Origin of the sequence: Paraburkholderia sp. BL6665CI2N2, assembly GCF_004366535.1 — a bacterium.
In the GTDB taxonomy this organism is placed as follows: domain Bacteria; phylum Pseudomonadota; class Gammaproteobacteria; order Burkholderiales; family Burkholderiaceae; genus Paraburkholderia.
Genome location: NZ_SORC01000001.1, coordinates 625,686 through 641,298 on the forward strand (window position 1 = coordinate 625,686; position 15,613 = coordinate 641,298).

At 61.7% G+C, this 15,613-nt stretch carries 17 protein-coding genes; 7 read left to right on the forward strand and 10 right to left on the reverse strand.

Annotation, left to right across the window (positions count from 1 at the left end):
* Positions 1-14: 14 nt before the first annotated feature.
* Complete coding sequence (locus tag B0G81_RS02690; RefSeq protein ID WP_106281473.1) at positions 15-620, forward strand: ABC transporter substrate-binding protein; 606 nt, start codon at positions 15-17, stop codon at positions 618-620.
* Positions 621-755: 135 nt separating this feature from the next.
* Here the strand turns inward: B0G81_RS02690 and hpnH are convergent, their stop codons facing one another.
* Both hpnH and ispH read right to left on the reverse strand, forming a co-directional pair.
* The gene (gene hpnH / locus B0G81_RS02695; protein WP_106281471.1) at positions 756-1,910 is read right to left on the reverse strand and encodes an adenosyl-hopene transferase HpnH; all 1,155 of its coding nucleotides are present in this window, start codon (positions 1,908-1,910) and stop codon (positions 756-758) included.
* A gap of 10 nt (positions 1,911-1,920) precedes the next feature.
* Entirely contained in the window at positions 1,921-2,865 is a 945-nt protein-coding gene (gene ispH / locus B0G81_RS02700; protein ID WP_106281469.1) for a 4-hydroxy-3-methylbut-2-enyl diphosphate reductase, read from the reverse strand.
* Positions 2,866-3,209: 344 nt separating this feature from the next.
* Here ispH and hpnC point away from each other — a divergent pair, with 344 nt between their 5' ends.
* Together hpnC and B0G81_RS02710 are read left to right on the forward strand one after the other, a co-directional pair.
* The gene (hpnC, locus tag B0G81_RS02705; RefSeq protein WP_134142972.1) at positions 3,210-4,076 is read left to right on the forward strand and encodes a squalene synthase HpnC; all 867 of its coding nucleotides are present in this window, start codon (positions 3,210-3,212) and stop codon (positions 4,074-4,076) included.
* Complete coding sequence (locus tag B0G81_RS02710; RefSeq protein ID WP_116146585.1) at positions 4,076-5,248, forward strand: glycosyltransferase; 1,173 nt, start codon at positions 4,076-4,078, stop codon at positions 5,246-5,248. The genes hpnC and B0G81_RS02710 overlap by 1 nt, the downstream gene beginning before the upstream one ends.
* A 62-nt stretch (positions 5,249-5,310) precedes the next feature.
* On the opposite strand, the gene B0G81_RS02715 is transcribed toward B0G81_RS02710, so the two are convergent.
* Complete coding sequence (locus tag B0G81_RS02715; RefSeq protein ID WP_116146584.1) at positions 5,311-5,850, reverse strand: hypothetical protein; 540 nt, start codon at positions 5,848-5,850, stop codon at positions 5,311-5,313.
* A gap of 136 nt (positions 5,851-5,986) precedes the next feature.
* Positions 5,987-6,997: a hopanoid-associated sugar epimerase gene (hpnA, locus tag B0G81_RS02720; protein ID WP_134133401.1), complete on the reverse strand. Its 1,011-nt coding sequence runs from the start codon at positions 6,995-6,997 to the stop codon at positions 5,987-5,989.
* Between the two features lie 163 nt (positions 6,998-7,160).
* Between hpnA and B0G81_RS02725 the strand changes: the two genes are divergently transcribed.
* On the forward strand, positions 7,161-7,454 hold the full coding sequence (locus tag B0G81_RS02725) for an acylphosphatase (protein ID WP_012428825.1): 294 nt from the start codon (positions 7,161-7,163) through the stop codon (positions 7,452-7,454).
* A 118-nt stretch (positions 7,455-7,572) separates the two neighbouring features.
* On the opposite strand, the gene egtD is transcribed toward B0G81_RS02725, so the two are convergent.
* Complete coding sequence (gene egtD / locus B0G81_RS02730) at positions 7,573-8,553, reverse strand: L-histidine N(alpha)-methyltransferase (protein ID WP_134133403.1); 981 nt, start codon at positions 8,551-8,553, stop codon at positions 7,573-7,575.
* Positions 8,554-9,143: 590 nt separating this feature from the next.
* Between egtD and rarD the strand changes: the two genes are divergently transcribed.
* Positions 9,144-10,040: an EamA family transporter RarD gene (gene rarD, locus B0G81_RS02735; RefSeq protein WP_134133406.1), complete on the forward strand. Its 897-nt coding sequence runs from the start codon at positions 9,144-9,146 to the stop codon at positions 10,038-10,040.
* Positions 10,041-10,088: 48 nt separating this feature from the next.
* Here the strand turns inward: rarD and B0G81_RS02740 are convergent, their stop codons facing one another.
* Positions 10,089-10,628, reverse strand: a complete 540-nt coding sequence (locus B0G81_RS02740) for an Mpo1-like protein (RefSeq protein ID WP_134133407.1) — start codon at positions 10,626-10,628, stop codon at positions 10,089-10,091.
* Between the two features lie 91 nt (positions 10,629-10,719).
* Between B0G81_RS02740 and B0G81_RS02745 the strand changes: the two genes are divergently transcribed.
* On the forward strand, positions 10,720-11,433 hold the full coding sequence (locus B0G81_RS02745) for a Crp/Fnr family transcriptional regulator (protein WP_134133408.1): 714 nt from the start codon (positions 10,720-10,722) through the stop codon (positions 11,431-11,433).
* Between the two features lie 58 nt (positions 11,434-11,491).
* On the opposite strand, the gene B0G81_RS02750 is transcribed toward B0G81_RS02745, so the two are convergent.
* The gene (locus B0G81_RS02750; RefSeq protein WP_134133409.1) at positions 11,492-11,833 is read right to left on the reverse strand and encodes a hypothetical protein; all 342 of its coding nucleotides are present in this window, start codon (positions 11,831-11,833) and stop codon (positions 11,492-11,494) included.
* A 210-nt stretch (positions 11,834-12,043) separates the two neighbouring features.
* Complete coding sequence (locus B0G81_RS02755) at positions 12,044-12,415, reverse strand: hypothetical protein (protein ID WP_121309532.1); 372 nt, start codon at positions 12,413-12,415, stop codon at positions 12,044-12,046.
* A gap of 313 nt (positions 12,416-12,728) precedes the next feature.
* Here B0G81_RS02755 and B0G81_RS02760 point away from each other — a divergent pair, with 313 nt between their 5' ends.
* Complete coding sequence (locus B0G81_RS02760; RefSeq protein WP_134133410.1) at positions 12,729-14,468, forward strand: methyltransferase type 11; 1,740 nt, start codon at positions 12,729-12,731, stop codon at positions 14,466-14,468.
* A gap of 56 nt (positions 14,469-14,524) precedes the next feature.
* Here the strand turns inward: B0G81_RS02760 and B0G81_RS02765 are convergent, their stop codons facing one another.
* A complete protein-coding gene (locus B0G81_RS02765; RefSeq protein WP_012428833.1) occupies positions 14,525-14,785 on the reverse strand; it encodes a hypothetical protein in 261 nt (86 codons plus the stop codon).
* A complete protein-coding gene (locus B0G81_RS02770; protein ID WP_134133413.1) occupies positions 14,778-15,527 on the reverse strand; it encodes a DNA/RNA non-specific endonuclease in 750 nt (249 codons plus the stop codon). The genes B0G81_RS02765 and B0G81_RS02770 overlap by 8 nt, the downstream gene beginning before the upstream one ends.
* Between the last annotated feature and the right edge of the window lie 86 nt (positions 15,528-15,613).

A 15,613-nucleotide genomic window follows, 5' to 3' on the forward strand; every position in this document is an offset into this window, starting at 1 on the left:
GTTCTGTCGAACGTATGAAACGTTATCTGTCTGCTTTTCTGGCTGCGGCCGTGGTGTCCACTGCGGCATATGCGCAAAGCGCGCCCGACGCGGTGGTAAAAAGTGCTGTCGAGGGCACGGTGGCGGCGATGAAGGCCGACCCGCAGGCGCGCGGCGGCGACATGGCGAAGATCACGCAACTGGTCGAGTCGCGCTTCCTGCCGGCCACGGACTTTCAGCGCACCACGCGCATCGCGGTCGGCAAGGCCTGGTCCACCGCGACGCCCGACCAGCAAAAGCAGCTGTACGAGCAGTTTACGCTGCTGCTCACGCGCACTTATGCGGCCTCGCTGTCGCAACTGCGTGATCAGGACGTAAAGTTTAAATTCGCGCCGGTCAACGTGCCGGCGGGCGCCAAAGACGTGGTCGTGCAATCCCACGTGCTGAGCAATGGCGGCGATGACGCGATCGACTATCGCATGACCAAAGATGCCGCAGGCTGGAAGGTCTACGACATCAACATGATGGGCGCGTGGCTGATCCAGGTGTACCAGACGCAATTCGCCGATCAGATTGCCAAAGGCGGGATCGATGGGCTGATCAAGTTTTTGACCGCTCACAATGCGCGTAGCGCTGGGTAGCCGTGGGTAGCGGTTGATGGCCCACACGTCGCAACGTGTGAGGCACGAGGCATAAAAAAAGCGCGGTGGCTGAATGGCCACCGCGCTTTTTTGCATACAGGACAAAGGACGGCGCGAGGCCGCCCCTTCGACCGCTTAAGTTGCAGCCGTCGCCGTTTGCACTTTCTTGCCCTTGCCCGACACCTTGATCTCTTCCAGCTTGATCTCGACGTGGCGGGAGAAGACGTACTCGGCGGGACGTTGCTTGTCCAAAGGAATGTCCTTCGTGAACGCGCCCGAGGTCTTCGGACCGCGCACGGCAACCTTCAGCGCCTTCAGCGGATGCGTGACCGTATCCATCACGGCGGTCGCTTCGAAACCGCAGTGCACCATGCAGTCCGCGCACTTCTCGTAGTTACCCGTGCCGTACTTGTCCCAGTCCGTGGTTTCCATCAGTTCCTTGAAGGTCTTCACGTAACCTTCGCCGACGAGATAGCACGGCTTTTGCCAGCCGAACACGGTACGCGCGGGGTTGCCCCACGGCGTACATTCGTATGTCTGATTGCCGGCCAGGAAGTCAAGGAACATGCTCGACTGGCTGAACGACCAGTTCTTGCCGTTGTTGCCGCGCTTGAAAATTTCGCGGAACAGGTGCTTGGTCTTGTCGCGGTTCAGGAAGTGCTGCTGATCCGGCGCGCGTTCGTACGCGTAACCCGGCGAGACGGTGATGCCGTCCACGCCCATCGGGCCCAGCGTGTCGAAGAACGCAGCGACGCGTTCCGGCACGGCGTCGTTGAACAGCGTGCAGTTGATGTTCACGCGGAAACCGCGGCGCTTCGCTTCCTTGATGGCGGCGACAGCCTTGTCGTACACGCCGTCTTGCGACACCGAGTGGTCGTGCGCCTGCTTGTCGCCGTCGAGGTGAACCGACCAGACGAAGTACGGATTCGGCTCGTAGTCGTCCATCTTCTTTTCCATCAGCAGCGCGTTCGTGCACAGGTACACGAACTTCTTGCGCGCCATGATGCCCTTCACGATCTGCGGCATTTCCTTGTGCAGCAGCGGTTCGCCGCCTGCGATCGAGACCACCGGCGCATTGCATTCGTCGACGGCTTCAAGGCATTCCTGCAGCGACAAACGCTGATTCAGGATGGGATCCGGATAGTCGATCTTGCCGCAGCCATTGCAGGCGAGGTTGCAGCGGAACAGCGGCTCCAGCATCAGGGCGAGCGGATAGCGTTTGTTCCCGGACATATGCTGACGCATGATGTATGCGCCGACCCGGACTTTCTGTAGCAGCGGAATAGACAAGACGTCCTCCTTAAACTTCGCGTGCAGCGAGTGGTTGCATCAGCTTCGATGGCAACTTGAATTCGACTTTTTCTTCACGGCCCGCCATCGTCGTGACATCGACGGGCCCCAATGCGCTCAGCGCATCGATTACGTTCTTGACCATCTCTTCCGGCGCCGAAGCACCGGCCGTGATGCCGACGGTCTGCACATTCGCAAACCATTCCGGCTTCACTTCCGAACCGTCGGCGACGAGATAGCTCGCCACGCCGCTTTCGCTGCCGATCTCGCGCAGCCGGTTCGAGTTCGAACTATTGGTTGCGCCCACCACTAGCAGCACGTCGACCTCCTTGCTCAACTCGCGCACCGCGGCCTGGCGGTTTTGCGTGGCGTAGCAGATGTCGCGCGTATCCGGACCGACAATATCCGTGAAGCGGCGCAGCAGCGCGTCGATGATGCCGCGCGTGTCGTCCACCGAGAGAGTGGTTTGCGTGACATAAGCGAGCGGTGTGTCGAGCGGCAGGTCCAGATGCGCGACCTCGGCCTCGCTCTGCACCAGCAGCACTTTGCCCGGAATCTGGCCGATCGTGCCTTCCACTTCCGGATGCCCGGCGTGGCCGATCAGTATCAGCGTGCGGCCGGCGCCGACATACTGGCGGCCCTGCACGTGCACTTTGGTGACCAGCGGGCAGGTCGCGTCGAGCACGTCGAGACCGCGCGCTTCGGCATCGCGCTCAACTGTCTGAGCGACACCGTGGGCGCTGAAAATCGCCACGGCGCCTTGCGGCACTTCATCGAGTTCCTCGACGAAACGCGCGCCTTTCTGGCGCAGATTGTCGACCACGTGCCGATTGTGAACAATCTCGTGGCGAACATACACGGGTGCGCCGTGTTGCTGCAACGCGCGGTCGACGATCTCGATTGCGCGAACAACACCCGCACAAAAGCCGCGGGGTTGAGCAAGGATGACTCGCATAAGTTGGCGAACTCCGACTGACGCGGGTTTCGAAGAAGTCGGTAACTATGACTTTATCGCCGCGATCATCTAATTAGTTGATGTCTTGAGCCCCGGCGACGTGCCGGTACAGCAAAACCAAACGCGCATTCTAACGCTATCAGCCGGGCTTTGCTTTGGCGGCGCCCGGCGGGTGTCGGTCGGGCGTCACAACAGCGGAACCGGCGCCCGGCGCGGCAAGCATCGGGTACGGCAATGCGGAAGCGGTAATGATTGCAAGCTGCAGCGGTTTGACGGAACCCTTAAACTACGTAGTCGCGCGGCGACTGGTGCCCGCATTACAAAAGGGTTTCGAGGCTCGCTGGATGGACGTCGATCAATACGAAAACTTTCCGGTCGCGAGCGTGTTGCTGCCCAAGGCGCTGCGCGCGCCCATCGGCATTATCTATCAGGTTGTGCGCACGGCGGGCGACATCGCCGACGAAGGCGATTGGAGCGCAACCGAGCGGCACGCCCGTCTCGCCGACTTCCGCGCCGGCCTCGACGCGGTAGCGGAACAACGCGCGGCGCCAGTCCATCCGCTGTTGTTCGACAAGCTCGCCGGCGTGGTCGCGCAGTATAAACTGCCGCTCGCGCCGTTCTACGATCTGCTAGAGGGGTGCGCCCAGGATATCGACGCCGGCCGTTTCGCCGACCGCGCCGCGCTGCTCGACTATTGCCGTCACTCGGCCAACCCGCTCGGGCATCTGATGCTGCATCTGATCAACGCGGCCACGCCGGAGAATCTCGCCGAGGCCGACGCGATCTGCACGGCGTCTCAGTTGATCAGCTTTTGGCTGGACGTCTCCGCCGACTGGAAAAAGGACCGCGTGTACCTGCCGCTCGCCGATATGCGGCGCTTCAACGTGACCGAGGCGCACATTGCCAGCGGAGTCGCCGATGAAGACTGGCGGGCGCTCATGGCGCACGAAGTGTCGTTCGTGCGCGAGATGCTGGTGCGTGGCGCGCCGCTCGCCTTGCGGATTCAGGGCAGGCTGGGCATCGAGTTATGCGGTGCCGTTCACGGCGGCCTACGCTTTCTCGAACGCATCGAGAGCGCGGGCTACGACGTGTTTCACGAGCGGCCGGTGCTCAATACGTTTGACTGGTGCGTGGTCGCGGCCCGCACCGTGGTGATGTGGCTGTCGCGTCGCGTCGGCGTGCAGGCCCGTTCAATCGAGGGTAATGCTTAATGGCGGTGGTTCTGTTTCTTCTGTCGTGTCTCTCCTTGCTGATCTGGTGTGTGCTGCTGTTCGGGCGCGGCGGTTTCTGGCGCGCGCGTCCTGCTGCGCCGCTGACCATCGCGCCGCGCGCAACGTGGCCGGCCGTGGCCGCCGTGGTGCCGGCCCGCAATGAAGTCGATGTCATCGCGGAGGCGGTGACCACGCTGCTTCAGCAGGATTATGCGGGCGACTTCCACGTGATCGTCGTCGACGACCACAGCACCGACGGCACCGCCGACGCCGCTCGCGCCGCGGCCCTGCAGTTGCAATGCCCGGACCGTCTGACCGTGTTGAGCGCGAAGCCGCTGCCGCCCGGTTGGTCGGGCAAGGTGTGGGCACAGTCGCAAGGTATCGAGGCCGTGCGCACGCTTGGCTTGTCCGCGGACTACCTTCTGCTGACCGATGCCGACATCGGCCATCCCGCCGACGCGGTCGCGCAACTCGTCGCGCGCGCCGACGCGGAACAGCGCGATCTCGTTTCGCTGATGGTGCGGCTGCGCTGCGATTCGTTCTGGGAAAAGGCGCTGATTCCCGCCTTCGTATTCTTCTTCGCCAAGCTGTACCCGTTCTCGTGGGTCAACAACCCGCGCAATCGGACGGCGGCGGCCGCGGGTGGCTGCATGCTGGTGCGCCGTAGCGCGCTGGAAGAAGCAGGCGGCATCGAGTCGATTCGCGCCGAGCTGATCGACGACTGCAGCCTCGCCGCGCGCATCAAGCATCGCGGCAAGGGGCGTCATCCGATCCGGCTGGATGTGGCGGCGCGCAGCGTGTCGCTGCGTCCGTACGATAGCTGGCGTGAGATCTGGAACATGATCGCGCGCACGGCCTTCACGCAGCTGCGCTACTCGCCGCTGCTGCTGGCGGGTACGCTGGCCGGCATGACGATCATCTATCTGATGCCGCCGGTCGCCGCGCTGGTGCTCGGTCCGACAGGCTGGCCCGCGTGGCTCGCGTGGGCCGCCATGTGTTGCGCGTATGCGCCGATGCTGAGCTATTACCGCCGCTCGCCGTTGTGGGCGCCGTTTCTGCCGCTGATCGCATTGTTCTATGTCGGCGCGACGTTTGCGTCGGCGGTGCGTTATTGGCGCGGCAAGGGCGGACAGTGGAAGGCGCGGGTTCAGGCGCCGGTGCAGGAACGCTGAAGCGAACGGTAGTCGGAAATCGCGGAGGAATGCAAAAGCGGCGCTCATCGGGCGCCGCTTTTTTACTTGGTGAGCATCATGTAAAGCTGGATCACCATGTCGGGCGAAAACGTGAACGGCACCCAGCCGTGGCCGGTGTGGCGCATGACCAGCAGACGGTCGCCATTCGACTGTTTCTGCACCGCCATGACCGGATTCTTGGTGGACACGAAGCGCCAGCCTGGCGGAATGCCCGGCGGCGGTTCCGGCGTCATCGACGCGCGCGCGTTCGACAGTTCCTCGATCAGTTGGCCGATCTGCTCCGCGCGCAACGCGACGGTCTGGCCGCCGATCGTCATGGTGATCTCGTTCTGCGCGGGGCGATTAATTTCGAGCGTGGGCTGAAGCTGCGGGGCCGGCGCCTCACCTTCGACGACGGCCGCCTCGGTCTCAGCCGCATTTGCATTGGATTCGGACGCGACGTGATCCGCGGATGCAGACGCTGGCGGCGCGGCGTTCTGTGCGGGTGTCTCGGAAATGTTTTCGGCCAGCGGGGCCACGACAGCCTGAATGAGCTGATCGACGCCCATTTCCAGTGCGCCGAGCTGTTCGTGAAGATTCATGCGAGCTTTTCTCTGGTAAGACCCGCGATTTTAACTGCTGCGCGTAGGCTTTTACCTGTCGCTAACACAGTGACGTTGTAACAAAATGCTTGCGGCCGAGCCGGCTTGCGGGACACAGGCCGCTTGTTCATGCAGATTACTGCTTCAGATAGCCCGCTTGCCTGAACCAGTCGAGCGCGTCGCTCAAGCCCTCGCGATAGGGCCGCGCGCGATAGCCAAGTTCGCGTTCCGCTTTCGCCGACGTGAAATACATCTTGTTCTTCGACATCTTCAAGCCGTCGACGGTGACGAACGGTTCGCGTTTCGTGATCTTGGCGACTGCTTCGGCACCCATGGCCAGCGGATAGAGCGGCCAGCGCGGCAGACTCAGCGTCGGCGCCTTGCGGCCGGTCAGCGCCGCGATATCCGCGAGCATCTGCTGAAGCGGCAGATTTTCGCCGCCGAGAATATAGCGCTCGCCGATCTTGCCACGTTCGAGCGCGAGGAATTGGCCGGCCGCGACGTCATCCACGTGCACGAGATTCAGGCCCGTGTCGACGAACGCCGGAATCTTGCCGAGCGCCGCTTCCACGATGATGCGTCCGGTCGGCGTCGGCTTGACGTCGCGCGGTCCGATCGGCGTGGAGGGGTTGACGATCACCGCCGGCAAGCCGTCTTCGGCGATCATCCGCTCCACCGCGCGCTCGGCCAGCACCTTGCTGCGTTTGTACACGCCAATCGCCTGATCGGCTTTGAGCGGCGAGGTTTCGTCGGCGGACTGGCCGGAACTGGTCACTTTCAACGTGGCCACGCTGCTCGTGTAGACAATGCGCTCGACGCCTTCCTTCAGCGCCGCGCGCATGGTCGCTTCGGTGCCTTCGAGGTTCGAGCGCTCGATCTCGCTCGGGTCAGGCGCCCACAGCCGATAGTCGGCGGCCACGTGCAGCAGATAGCGCACGCCGCGCAGCGCGTGGCGCATCGACGCTTCGTCGCGCATATCGCCGATCACGATTTCCGCGTCCAGCGACTCGACGTTCTGACGCGGACTGGTGGCGCGCACCAGCACACGCACCTTGAAACCCTTCTGTTGCGCGATGCGCGCCACCGACGAGCCGACAAAGCCGGAGGCGCCGGTCACGAGCACGAGATCGCGATTCTGTTCGGTCATTCTGTTTCCATTTCCCGCGTGACAGTCGACGGATTGTACGTGGCGCGCGCGCCGCGTGTCGCGCCGGCGGTCCCATGCGAACAATCAGATGCGCGCTTTGCCGAGCAAGCTCGCCGGGACGCGACTAGAATGCCGGCTTGAAAGTATGCGAAGAGAGGACGGCATGGCCCCGGATCTGGATCAGCGGATCGAAACGTATTACGTGCGCGTGCGCGGCACCGTGCAGGGCGTCGGTTTTCGCCACGCGACCGTGCGGCAGGCGCATGCGCTCGGTATCAAGGGATGGGTGGCGAATCTCGACGACGGCTCTGTCGAAGCGATGTTGCAGGGCTCGGCGAACCAGGTCGACCGGATGCTGTCGTGGTTGCGTCACGGGCCGCCGGCGGCGCGCGTGACGGAGGTGGCCGGCGAAGAGCGCGCGACCGAAAAGCGTTACGAACGTTTCGAGCAGCACTGAGCGGCAGCGCGTAGAACGCGCGAATCACGCAAAACAAAAGGCGGCGCGCCATCATGCGCGATGGCGCGCCGCCTTGCCGTGTTTGCGTGACCGTGCTTCCGTCAGCGGCCCAGCGCGCTCAACGCGCCAGCAGCAGGCTCTCCGCAAAGCCCCATTCGTCTTCGATCCATTGATGGCTGCACAGGAAGCCGGCGTCGTCGGCAATCGCGGGCATTTCTTCCGCGCGATATTTGTGGCTGCTCTCGGTCCAGATCGTTTCGCCCCCCTTGAGCGACACCGTCAATTGCGCCGCGCCCACGTGGGCGGTGATGTCGCGCTTGGCTCGCAGATGCATTTCGATGCTGCGCGCGTCCGGGTTGAAGCGCGCGACGTGCTCGAACGCCTCGAGCGGAAAGTCGCCGTCGAGTTCGCGATTGATGCGCGCCAGCAGGTTCAGATTGAACGACGCGGTGACGCCGATCGAGTCGTCATAGGCGGCCACCAGGACGGGCGTCGGCTTGATCAGGTCGGTGCCGAGCAGCAACGCGTCGCCGGGGGCGAGCATGTTGCGGATATCGCGCAGGAAACGTGTTGCGGCGAGTCTGCCGAAATTACCGATCGTACTGCCAAGAAACAGCACAAGTAACCGCTCGTCCGACGCGCGCTGCTTGCTCACTTCAGCAAGGCCGGCCAGGTAATCGCGTTCATAACCGACAATCGAAATGCGTTCGATGTCGCCGAGTTCGCGCCTGCACAACTGCAACGCACTGCGCGAAATTTCAATCGGACAGTAAGAAGTGGGGCGCTTTTTACACAGCGCTTCCAGAATGCGCCGTGTTTTGCGGCCGCTGCCGCTGCCGAGTTCGGCGACCGTCACGTCATGTGGCAAGTGCGCGACGATGTCCGCGGCGTGTTTGGTAAGCAGGCGTTCCTCGGCGCGCGTCACGCCGTATTCGGGCAACACGGTAATCACTTCGAACAGCGCGGAGCCCACTTCGTCATACAGATACTTGGACGGCAGCTCTTTCTGCGGCGTATGGGTGAGGCCGGCGCGAACGTCGGCGGCAAAGGCGGAGCGTAGGTCGGGCGATGCGTCGTGCGATAGGGCTGGCTGGGTCATGCTGGCTCCAGTAGTCACATTCGATGAGCGGGATGCTGCCGGGCGGCGGCACGCGCGATGAACGCAGTTGAGGCGTGCCGTGGAGAAGAAGGTCGGACTCGGTCCGTAGGACTGTCATCGCCGGCCTGGCTCAGGGATGCTGCACATGCTGTCCCCAAGGGGACGTCCTTCGGGGGCGTTGCGAACGGTAATGCAAGCAGCGTCGCAAGACTAGGTAGCAAGATTCGCGCTTCAATCGCTCGGCGCGAAGTGATGTGAGGCGTTGCCGGTGAAAAGACCGGGGTTGTCGACCGCACATGAAGTTATGTTCTAGTCCATCGACGCGTGATGCGCACGGAATAATTTCAGCTGATTGTTGACAGCGCGCGGCACCTACGCGGAGCCGCGAACGGATAACCCGTCTAGAATGCCGCCTTCATATCGTTTATCGAAAGCAAGAAATACAGTGCCGGACACGCGCTGCCCGCTTATGAGATTCCATTTCCAATGACAACAACGAATGCCGGGCGGCTGCATGCTGCACTGCAAACAACCTCGCCCGCGCACGCGCCGGTATCGCGTCTCGAAGCGACTGCCCAACGGGGCGCTCGATGAATCAGTATGCCCTGAAGCGCGGGATCGCGTTGTCGGTGTGCGCGACCACGACCTTTGCATTACTGTCCGCTTACGCAACCCTGCTCGCGCCGCTAAGCGGCCTCGACATTTTCGCCTGGCGTGTCGTCCTGACCGTGCCGGGCGCGCTGGTGCTGGTGGCATTGAGAAAGCGCCTGCCCATTCTGCGGCAGCTTCTTTACCGCATGGTGACCGCCCCGAAACTCGGCTTGGCGATGATCGTGAGCGCGGCGTTGCTTGGCGCGCAACTGTGGGTATTTCTGTGGGCGCCTCTACATGGCCGGATGCTCGAAGTCTCGCTCGGCTATTTCCTCCTTCCGCTGGCGATGGTGCTTGTCGGGCGCTTTTATTATCACGAGCGTCTGGACCGTTTGCAGTGGCTCGCTGTTGCGTGCGCGGCGGTCGGTGTCGGTCATGAACTGTGGGTGACGGGCGCATTTTCGTGGCCGACCTTGCTGGTTTCGCTCGGCTATCCGCCGTATTTCGTTTTGCGTCGCAAGATCAATCACGACTCGCTCGCGATGTTCACCGTGGAGATGGCGCTACTATTGCCGCCGGCAAGCGTGCTGGTTTTCAACGGCGGCTCGCTGGCGATGATCGCCGGCCATCCGGATCGGTGGTGGCTGCTGTTGCCGGGTCTCGGCGCGCTGAGCACCATTGCGCTGGCGTCGTATCTCAAGGCGAGCCGCTTGTTGCCGGTCGCATTGTTCGGCATTCTCGGCTATGTCGAGCCGGTGTTGCTGGTGGTGATCTCGATCACGTTGCTAGGTGAAACGCTGAGCGTCGCGCAGTTGGCGACCTACGTTCCCATCTGGATCGCGGTCGCGCTGACGGCATTGCATAGCGTGCGCCTCATTCGTCTCGCCCCGAACTGAGCGGGCTGCGCCGCGGCGAATGAGCCGTCGACGAAGCGGCGGCGCGCTCTAGCGATGCGCGGCCGTACGGTCAGCGTTGAGACGCGTCGGACCGGCTTGCGCTTCGATCGCTGCGCGCAGCGCGGGTCGCCAGCCGAAGCCGAACAGCGCTTCGGCCAGCACGAACAGCGGTCCGATCAGCAGGCCGATCACATCGTCCACAAAGGCAGGCTTGCGATGCTCGTAGGCAACGTGCCCGATGAACTGAAACACCCAGCCGACCAGAAAAAGCCCGACACCGATCACGAGCCACATCAACGTGGATTGCGTGGCTGTCCACTGGCCGAACGCGACGCAGAGCGCGGACACGAAGGCCATCATCACGCCGAGCGGCACGTCGAGCACGAGGTAATACAGCGTGGCCGCGACGAATAAAACCCACGCCGGCGATAGCGTTAGCGGCCAGGCGTCGACAACGAAAGCAGGCCGGCTCAACAATACGGCCAGGGCCAGCACGATCATCGGAATGCCGATGAAATGCGTGGCGATATTGCGCCGGTCACGGTGGTAAGCCGCGTATTGCGTAAGCTGTTCCGTCAGCGTTCTCATGGATGCCGCTCCTCTGTCAAAGTCAGCATAATCGCGGGCAGCGGAATTTGAAACCATCGGGTAGCCGACAATCGGGCACGAGCGCCGTTCTATGAATGCGAGTTTTCCATCGAATGAGCTTGCCGCGCTGCTGGGACGCAGCGCGTGGTTTCGCTCGACGCCGGCTGCCATGCAGGCGCAGTTGATCGAAGCGGGACGTGTCGAACGGCTCGCCGCCGGGCAGCGGCTCTTCACGCGCGGCGATTCCGACGACGGCGTCTATTGCGTGCTCGATGGCCTGGTGAGAATCGGCGCGGCCAGTTCGGCGGGCAAGGAGGCTTTGCTTGCCGTGATCGAGCCGGTGAACTGGTTCGGCGAGATCGCGCTGTTCGACAACCGGCCGCGAACCCACGACGCGTATGCCGAACGCGATTCCGAGCTGTTTCATGTGCCGCGCGCCGCACTCGTCGCGCTACTGGAACGCACGCCCGCTTATTGGCATCTGTTCGGTTTGCTGTTGACGCAAAAGCTGCGTCTTGCTTTCGACGCGATCGAAGAGGCCGCGTTGCTGCCCGCGGCGCAGCGCGTGGCGCGCCGCTTGTTATTGATGGCGGGTGGTTACGGCGAGCCCGGTGCATTGCGGCGCGTGCTCAAAGTCCCACAAGAAGATCTCGCGATGATGCTGGCGTTGTCCCGGCAAACGATCAACCAGGTGTTGAAGCAGTTCGAAACGCAAGGCGCGCTGAAGCTCGGTTATGCGGAAATCGAAATTGCCGATGTGCAGAAGCTGGCGGCATTGGCTGAGTTGAATCCCGTGGGGGATTGATCGCGACGAGTAGTCCGCGAGACGCTGCAACGCGCCGATCAAATCCCTGAGAACATGGTTAGCGCGCCATCACGGCCGCGCTGCGGCGCTTCAACGGTCCGATCATCGCGGCGGGAAGTGTCGCGATCAGTGTGTGCAGTGTGAAGTCGAGGTCGTCGGGAGCGATGTCGAGTTGCACGCGAATTTCCTGGCGAACCGCCTGCGTGGCGACGACATAAACACCAAGAGGAGAATGGAGCAGGGCGCGAAGCTGGGTGCCGGCGAGTTCTTGCGGTCGATGAGGCAGAGTTATCTGCAAGCGCACGCGTGCCGCGAGGAAGGGAATGACGTTGTTGCGCTGAACGTGCGGCTCGTTGAGCGGGTGAATAGAGAAACTGTCGATTGATTGCGTGAGAGCCATGTGATGCGGCGTTCATCGACGCCATGGTTGATCAAGACAGTTCGAGATTAGACGTCTGCGGGTAAACGCGGTGCAAAAATTGGGGTGTGTGTTGGAAAAAAACCGCGCATAAAAAAAGGCGAGTCGTATGACTCGCCCTCCCTGAACGGCACAGTTCGGCTTCGATTACCTATACATGCCTGGCCGGTGCGTGCCGAAACCGATCACGTGTTATTGCGTTTTTGTCGTGTCGGTCTTTGCGCCGTCGGCTTTTACCGGGGCATTGCTGGCCTCTTTCGCGCCCTCCGTTTTAGTCGTTGCGGCGCTCGTTTCAGCCGCGGCCTTCTTCGTGGTCTTGTGGGCTTTTGCCGTGTGATGGGCGGACGTCTTCTTCACGTGCGCTTTGGTCGCGGCTTTGGCCGGCGCCTTCGTCGCTGCGGCGCCGTCGTCCGTGGCGCCCGTTTGAACGGCGGTGCTCGCCTTCAGGTTCGCCTGGCCGGCGGGTTGCGTTTGCGCGGGCTGCGCGGCGGACGGTGCGGCCGTTTGAGCGAAAGCGGTCGACACGAGCAGAGCGGAAGCGAGAGCGGCGAAAAGCGTCTTCATGGTTTAACTCCTGGTTTTAACCGGTTGATTCTTGTGTCGCGGCTGAAATGTTTCAGCGCTGCCGGTTTAACGTTGACGGGAAGACAGGAGTTGACGTCGCTCTGGTGACAAAACGTAACCGCTGAAACATATTGGGGATGCCGAAGCAGTTTCGGCCCTCCGGCTTGCGCCACGGCTACAAGCTGGAAACTCGCTTGTTCGCACCCAAGGCGCTATCTATATTGCGATATAGGAGTTTTTACCGGCGGAATATCATCTGCCTCCCCGTCAACCGGGCGGCCTGACTTCTGACCTAACTTGGGCGAAACACCAGATGAACCCGTCACTCAAACTCGCGCAGCGGCGCTCGCAGGATCCGGCATTTCTGCAGGGCTACTTTTCTGGCGTCGGCCTGGACATGGGCGCCGGGCGCGATTCCGATTTCGGCTACGCGGATCTTTTTCCTCGCATCGAACAACTGATTGCCTGGAACGTGAATGAGCGTGACGTTATCTATATGGACGACGCGCCAGCCGATGTATTTGATTTCGTTCATTCAGATTGCCTCGGGCGTTTCGCCAATCCTCATCAAGTGCTCGCAAGGTGGCTCGAACTCATCAAGCCCGGCGGTTATCTGATTTTGACGTTGCCGACCGATTCTCGCGGCGAAGAAATAATCTCGCCCACCCTGACGGACGTCGATCATGAACGCACCTTCACCCCGCATCGCCCTGACCTGGCGATTGCGGGTTCCGCGAATGCGCTCGACCTGGTGAACGATGCGTCGGCTGTTTCATCGTGCGAACGCTTTTGCGTTCTCTGCGAGTTCGGCGAGAATCGGCATGAGGGCTTCGCTGACAGACAGCATCAAGCGGCCGCGTATGCGATAGAAATAGTGCTGCGCAAGCGCGATGTGCCTCGACTCTTCGACCTGGCCACTGCCATGCCGAGTGCGGAAACCGATTCGGCAATGCTGGACCTTTGCCAAGAGACGCTAAGACTGTATCCGTATCGACTCCAGACCTACTTCCACATCAACCTTGAACTGGTCCGCCGGGGTCTTTGCGATCAACTGGAGGACTTATGGGACGAAGGTGTCCGACGACTCCCGAACGAGCGCTTGCCTCGACTCTTCAATGCGCTGATGCTGATTGCTCTCGGCAAACTCACCGAGGGTTTTCGTCGACGTGAGGCGCTGTTCGACGGCTCGGATTGGCGAGGCCGGACTACCGTGGCGCCACCGGCTTACGCGAACTGGCGTGGCGAGTCGCTCGAAGGCAAATCGATCGTTATCTGGAGCGAATTCGGTCTGGGTGACGAGATTTTCTTTTTTCGGTTTGCGCGGATTTTTCGCGAACGCTACGGGACGGTGCGGGTGACGGTGGTATGTCAGGCGCCGCTCGTCGAATTGTTCAGGGCCTCGGGCGAGGCCGCGGCGATCTGCTGCGTCGAAGATGCGCCGCTGCTGCCGATTCATGACTATTGGGTCTATCCGCATGCGATCCCGGTGTGGGCATCTCTCGACATCGATCATTTGCCGGACGTGGTGCCGTATCTGCGGGCGGGCGTCGCGCATACACCGATGGCCTTGCCGGGCAATTTGCAGGCATTGAAAGTCGGCGTGATCTTCAAAGGTGCGCCCACGCACGAGAACGACGCTGCCAGATCGTTGCCGTCGCTCAGCTGTCTCGATCCGCTCTTCGCGCTCGAGGACGTGGAGTTCTACATCATGCAGAAGGGCCAAGGCGAAGACGAAGCCGCCGACTACGCCATGCGCTTGCGCAACGTGCATGATCTCGGACCCGGTCTTCGTTCATTTGGCGATACGGCAAAACTGATGGACGCGCTGGACCTGGTCATTAGCGTTGACACATCGGCGGCCAATCTGGCGGGCGCGATGGGTAGGCCGCTGTGGCTGATGTTGCCCATGCTGGGCGATTGGAGATGGCACCTCGAACGGGAAGACAGTCCGTGGTTTCCCTCTGCTCGCCTGTTTCGGGAACAAGGCAGAGGGTGGCCCGAGGTCGTGGAGCGGATTCGTCTGGCTTTGATCGAACTGCGGAACACGAGATGAGGGCCGGCCGCTCGCACGAAAAAATGCATCACGCCGGTCGCCAGCGCTTTGCTTGACTAATTGAACGGGTTCTGCACGACGCCCGGTTTGGCGTCCGGTTCATCCTTGACCTTCGCGGGCAAATTGCTCTGCGCCTGCAAGCTGGCCACGATCGCATCTACAGCTTCTTTCAGTGCCAATGCGGCCTTCAATCCGCGCTGATCCTGCGTCAGCTCCAGCGTGCCGTTCAGCACGATGCGCGTTGTGCCGTTACTCACCGTCAACGCATCGCCTTGAATGTTGAGCACGTCGTCGTCATTTGAATAGGGTTTAAACACCTTTCAGTCCTCCCGGTCGCTGATCTTTGAGATTCTCCGGAATGCCCGGAAAACGGATGCCCGATGCTGCTTCGAGTTCGTGAATCGTCTTGATGTCGTAACGATTCGTCGAGACGTTGTCCACTACCACGGCGAACGCCATCTTTCGCGACGGCACGTAGACCGCCTTGAACAACTGCGTCGGCACGAATACGCCCGTCGGTCCGATAGTCTGCAACTGCTGGCCGTTGAAGATCGGGCCGGTGACCACATAGGTATCGTCGTACGACACTGCGATTTTGCGCACCGACGTTTCAATGCGCGCCCACAGGCGCTGATTGTTCTCGCGGTTTTGCGGCACGACATTGGCCAGCGAGAACGATTGTGCCATCGCTTCCTGATTCCAGCGATTGCCCGCCGGGCTCATATGACCGCGGTCGAACCCGCTGCGTTTGTAGTCCGCGAGCGTGGCGCCTTCGCCGTCCGGCAGGCGCGCGTCTTCGAAGAATTTGTTGGTGCGCACCATGTCTTTGGCGGCCTCGATATGATCGCGCGTCAGATGCTCGGCGGACCACAGCGGACCGTGCGTGATGCCCGAATGCAGAACCGCGAAATCGCTATAACAAAGCATGCGCGTTTTCGACGCCATCTTCTGATTGCTCAGAACCGGCCATTGCGCATTCGATGTGAATTGAGTGCAGGAAGGCGCTGCGCTTGCGTGAGCGGCAACGACGAACAACAGATAGGCAAACCACTTCTTCATGTGTCGGTCAGTCGAGGGATCGGGGGCGCAAGTATAGCGTTGCGAGCCCGTCCCGCGCGACGTGAAATGCAGGGAAACACCGGAGG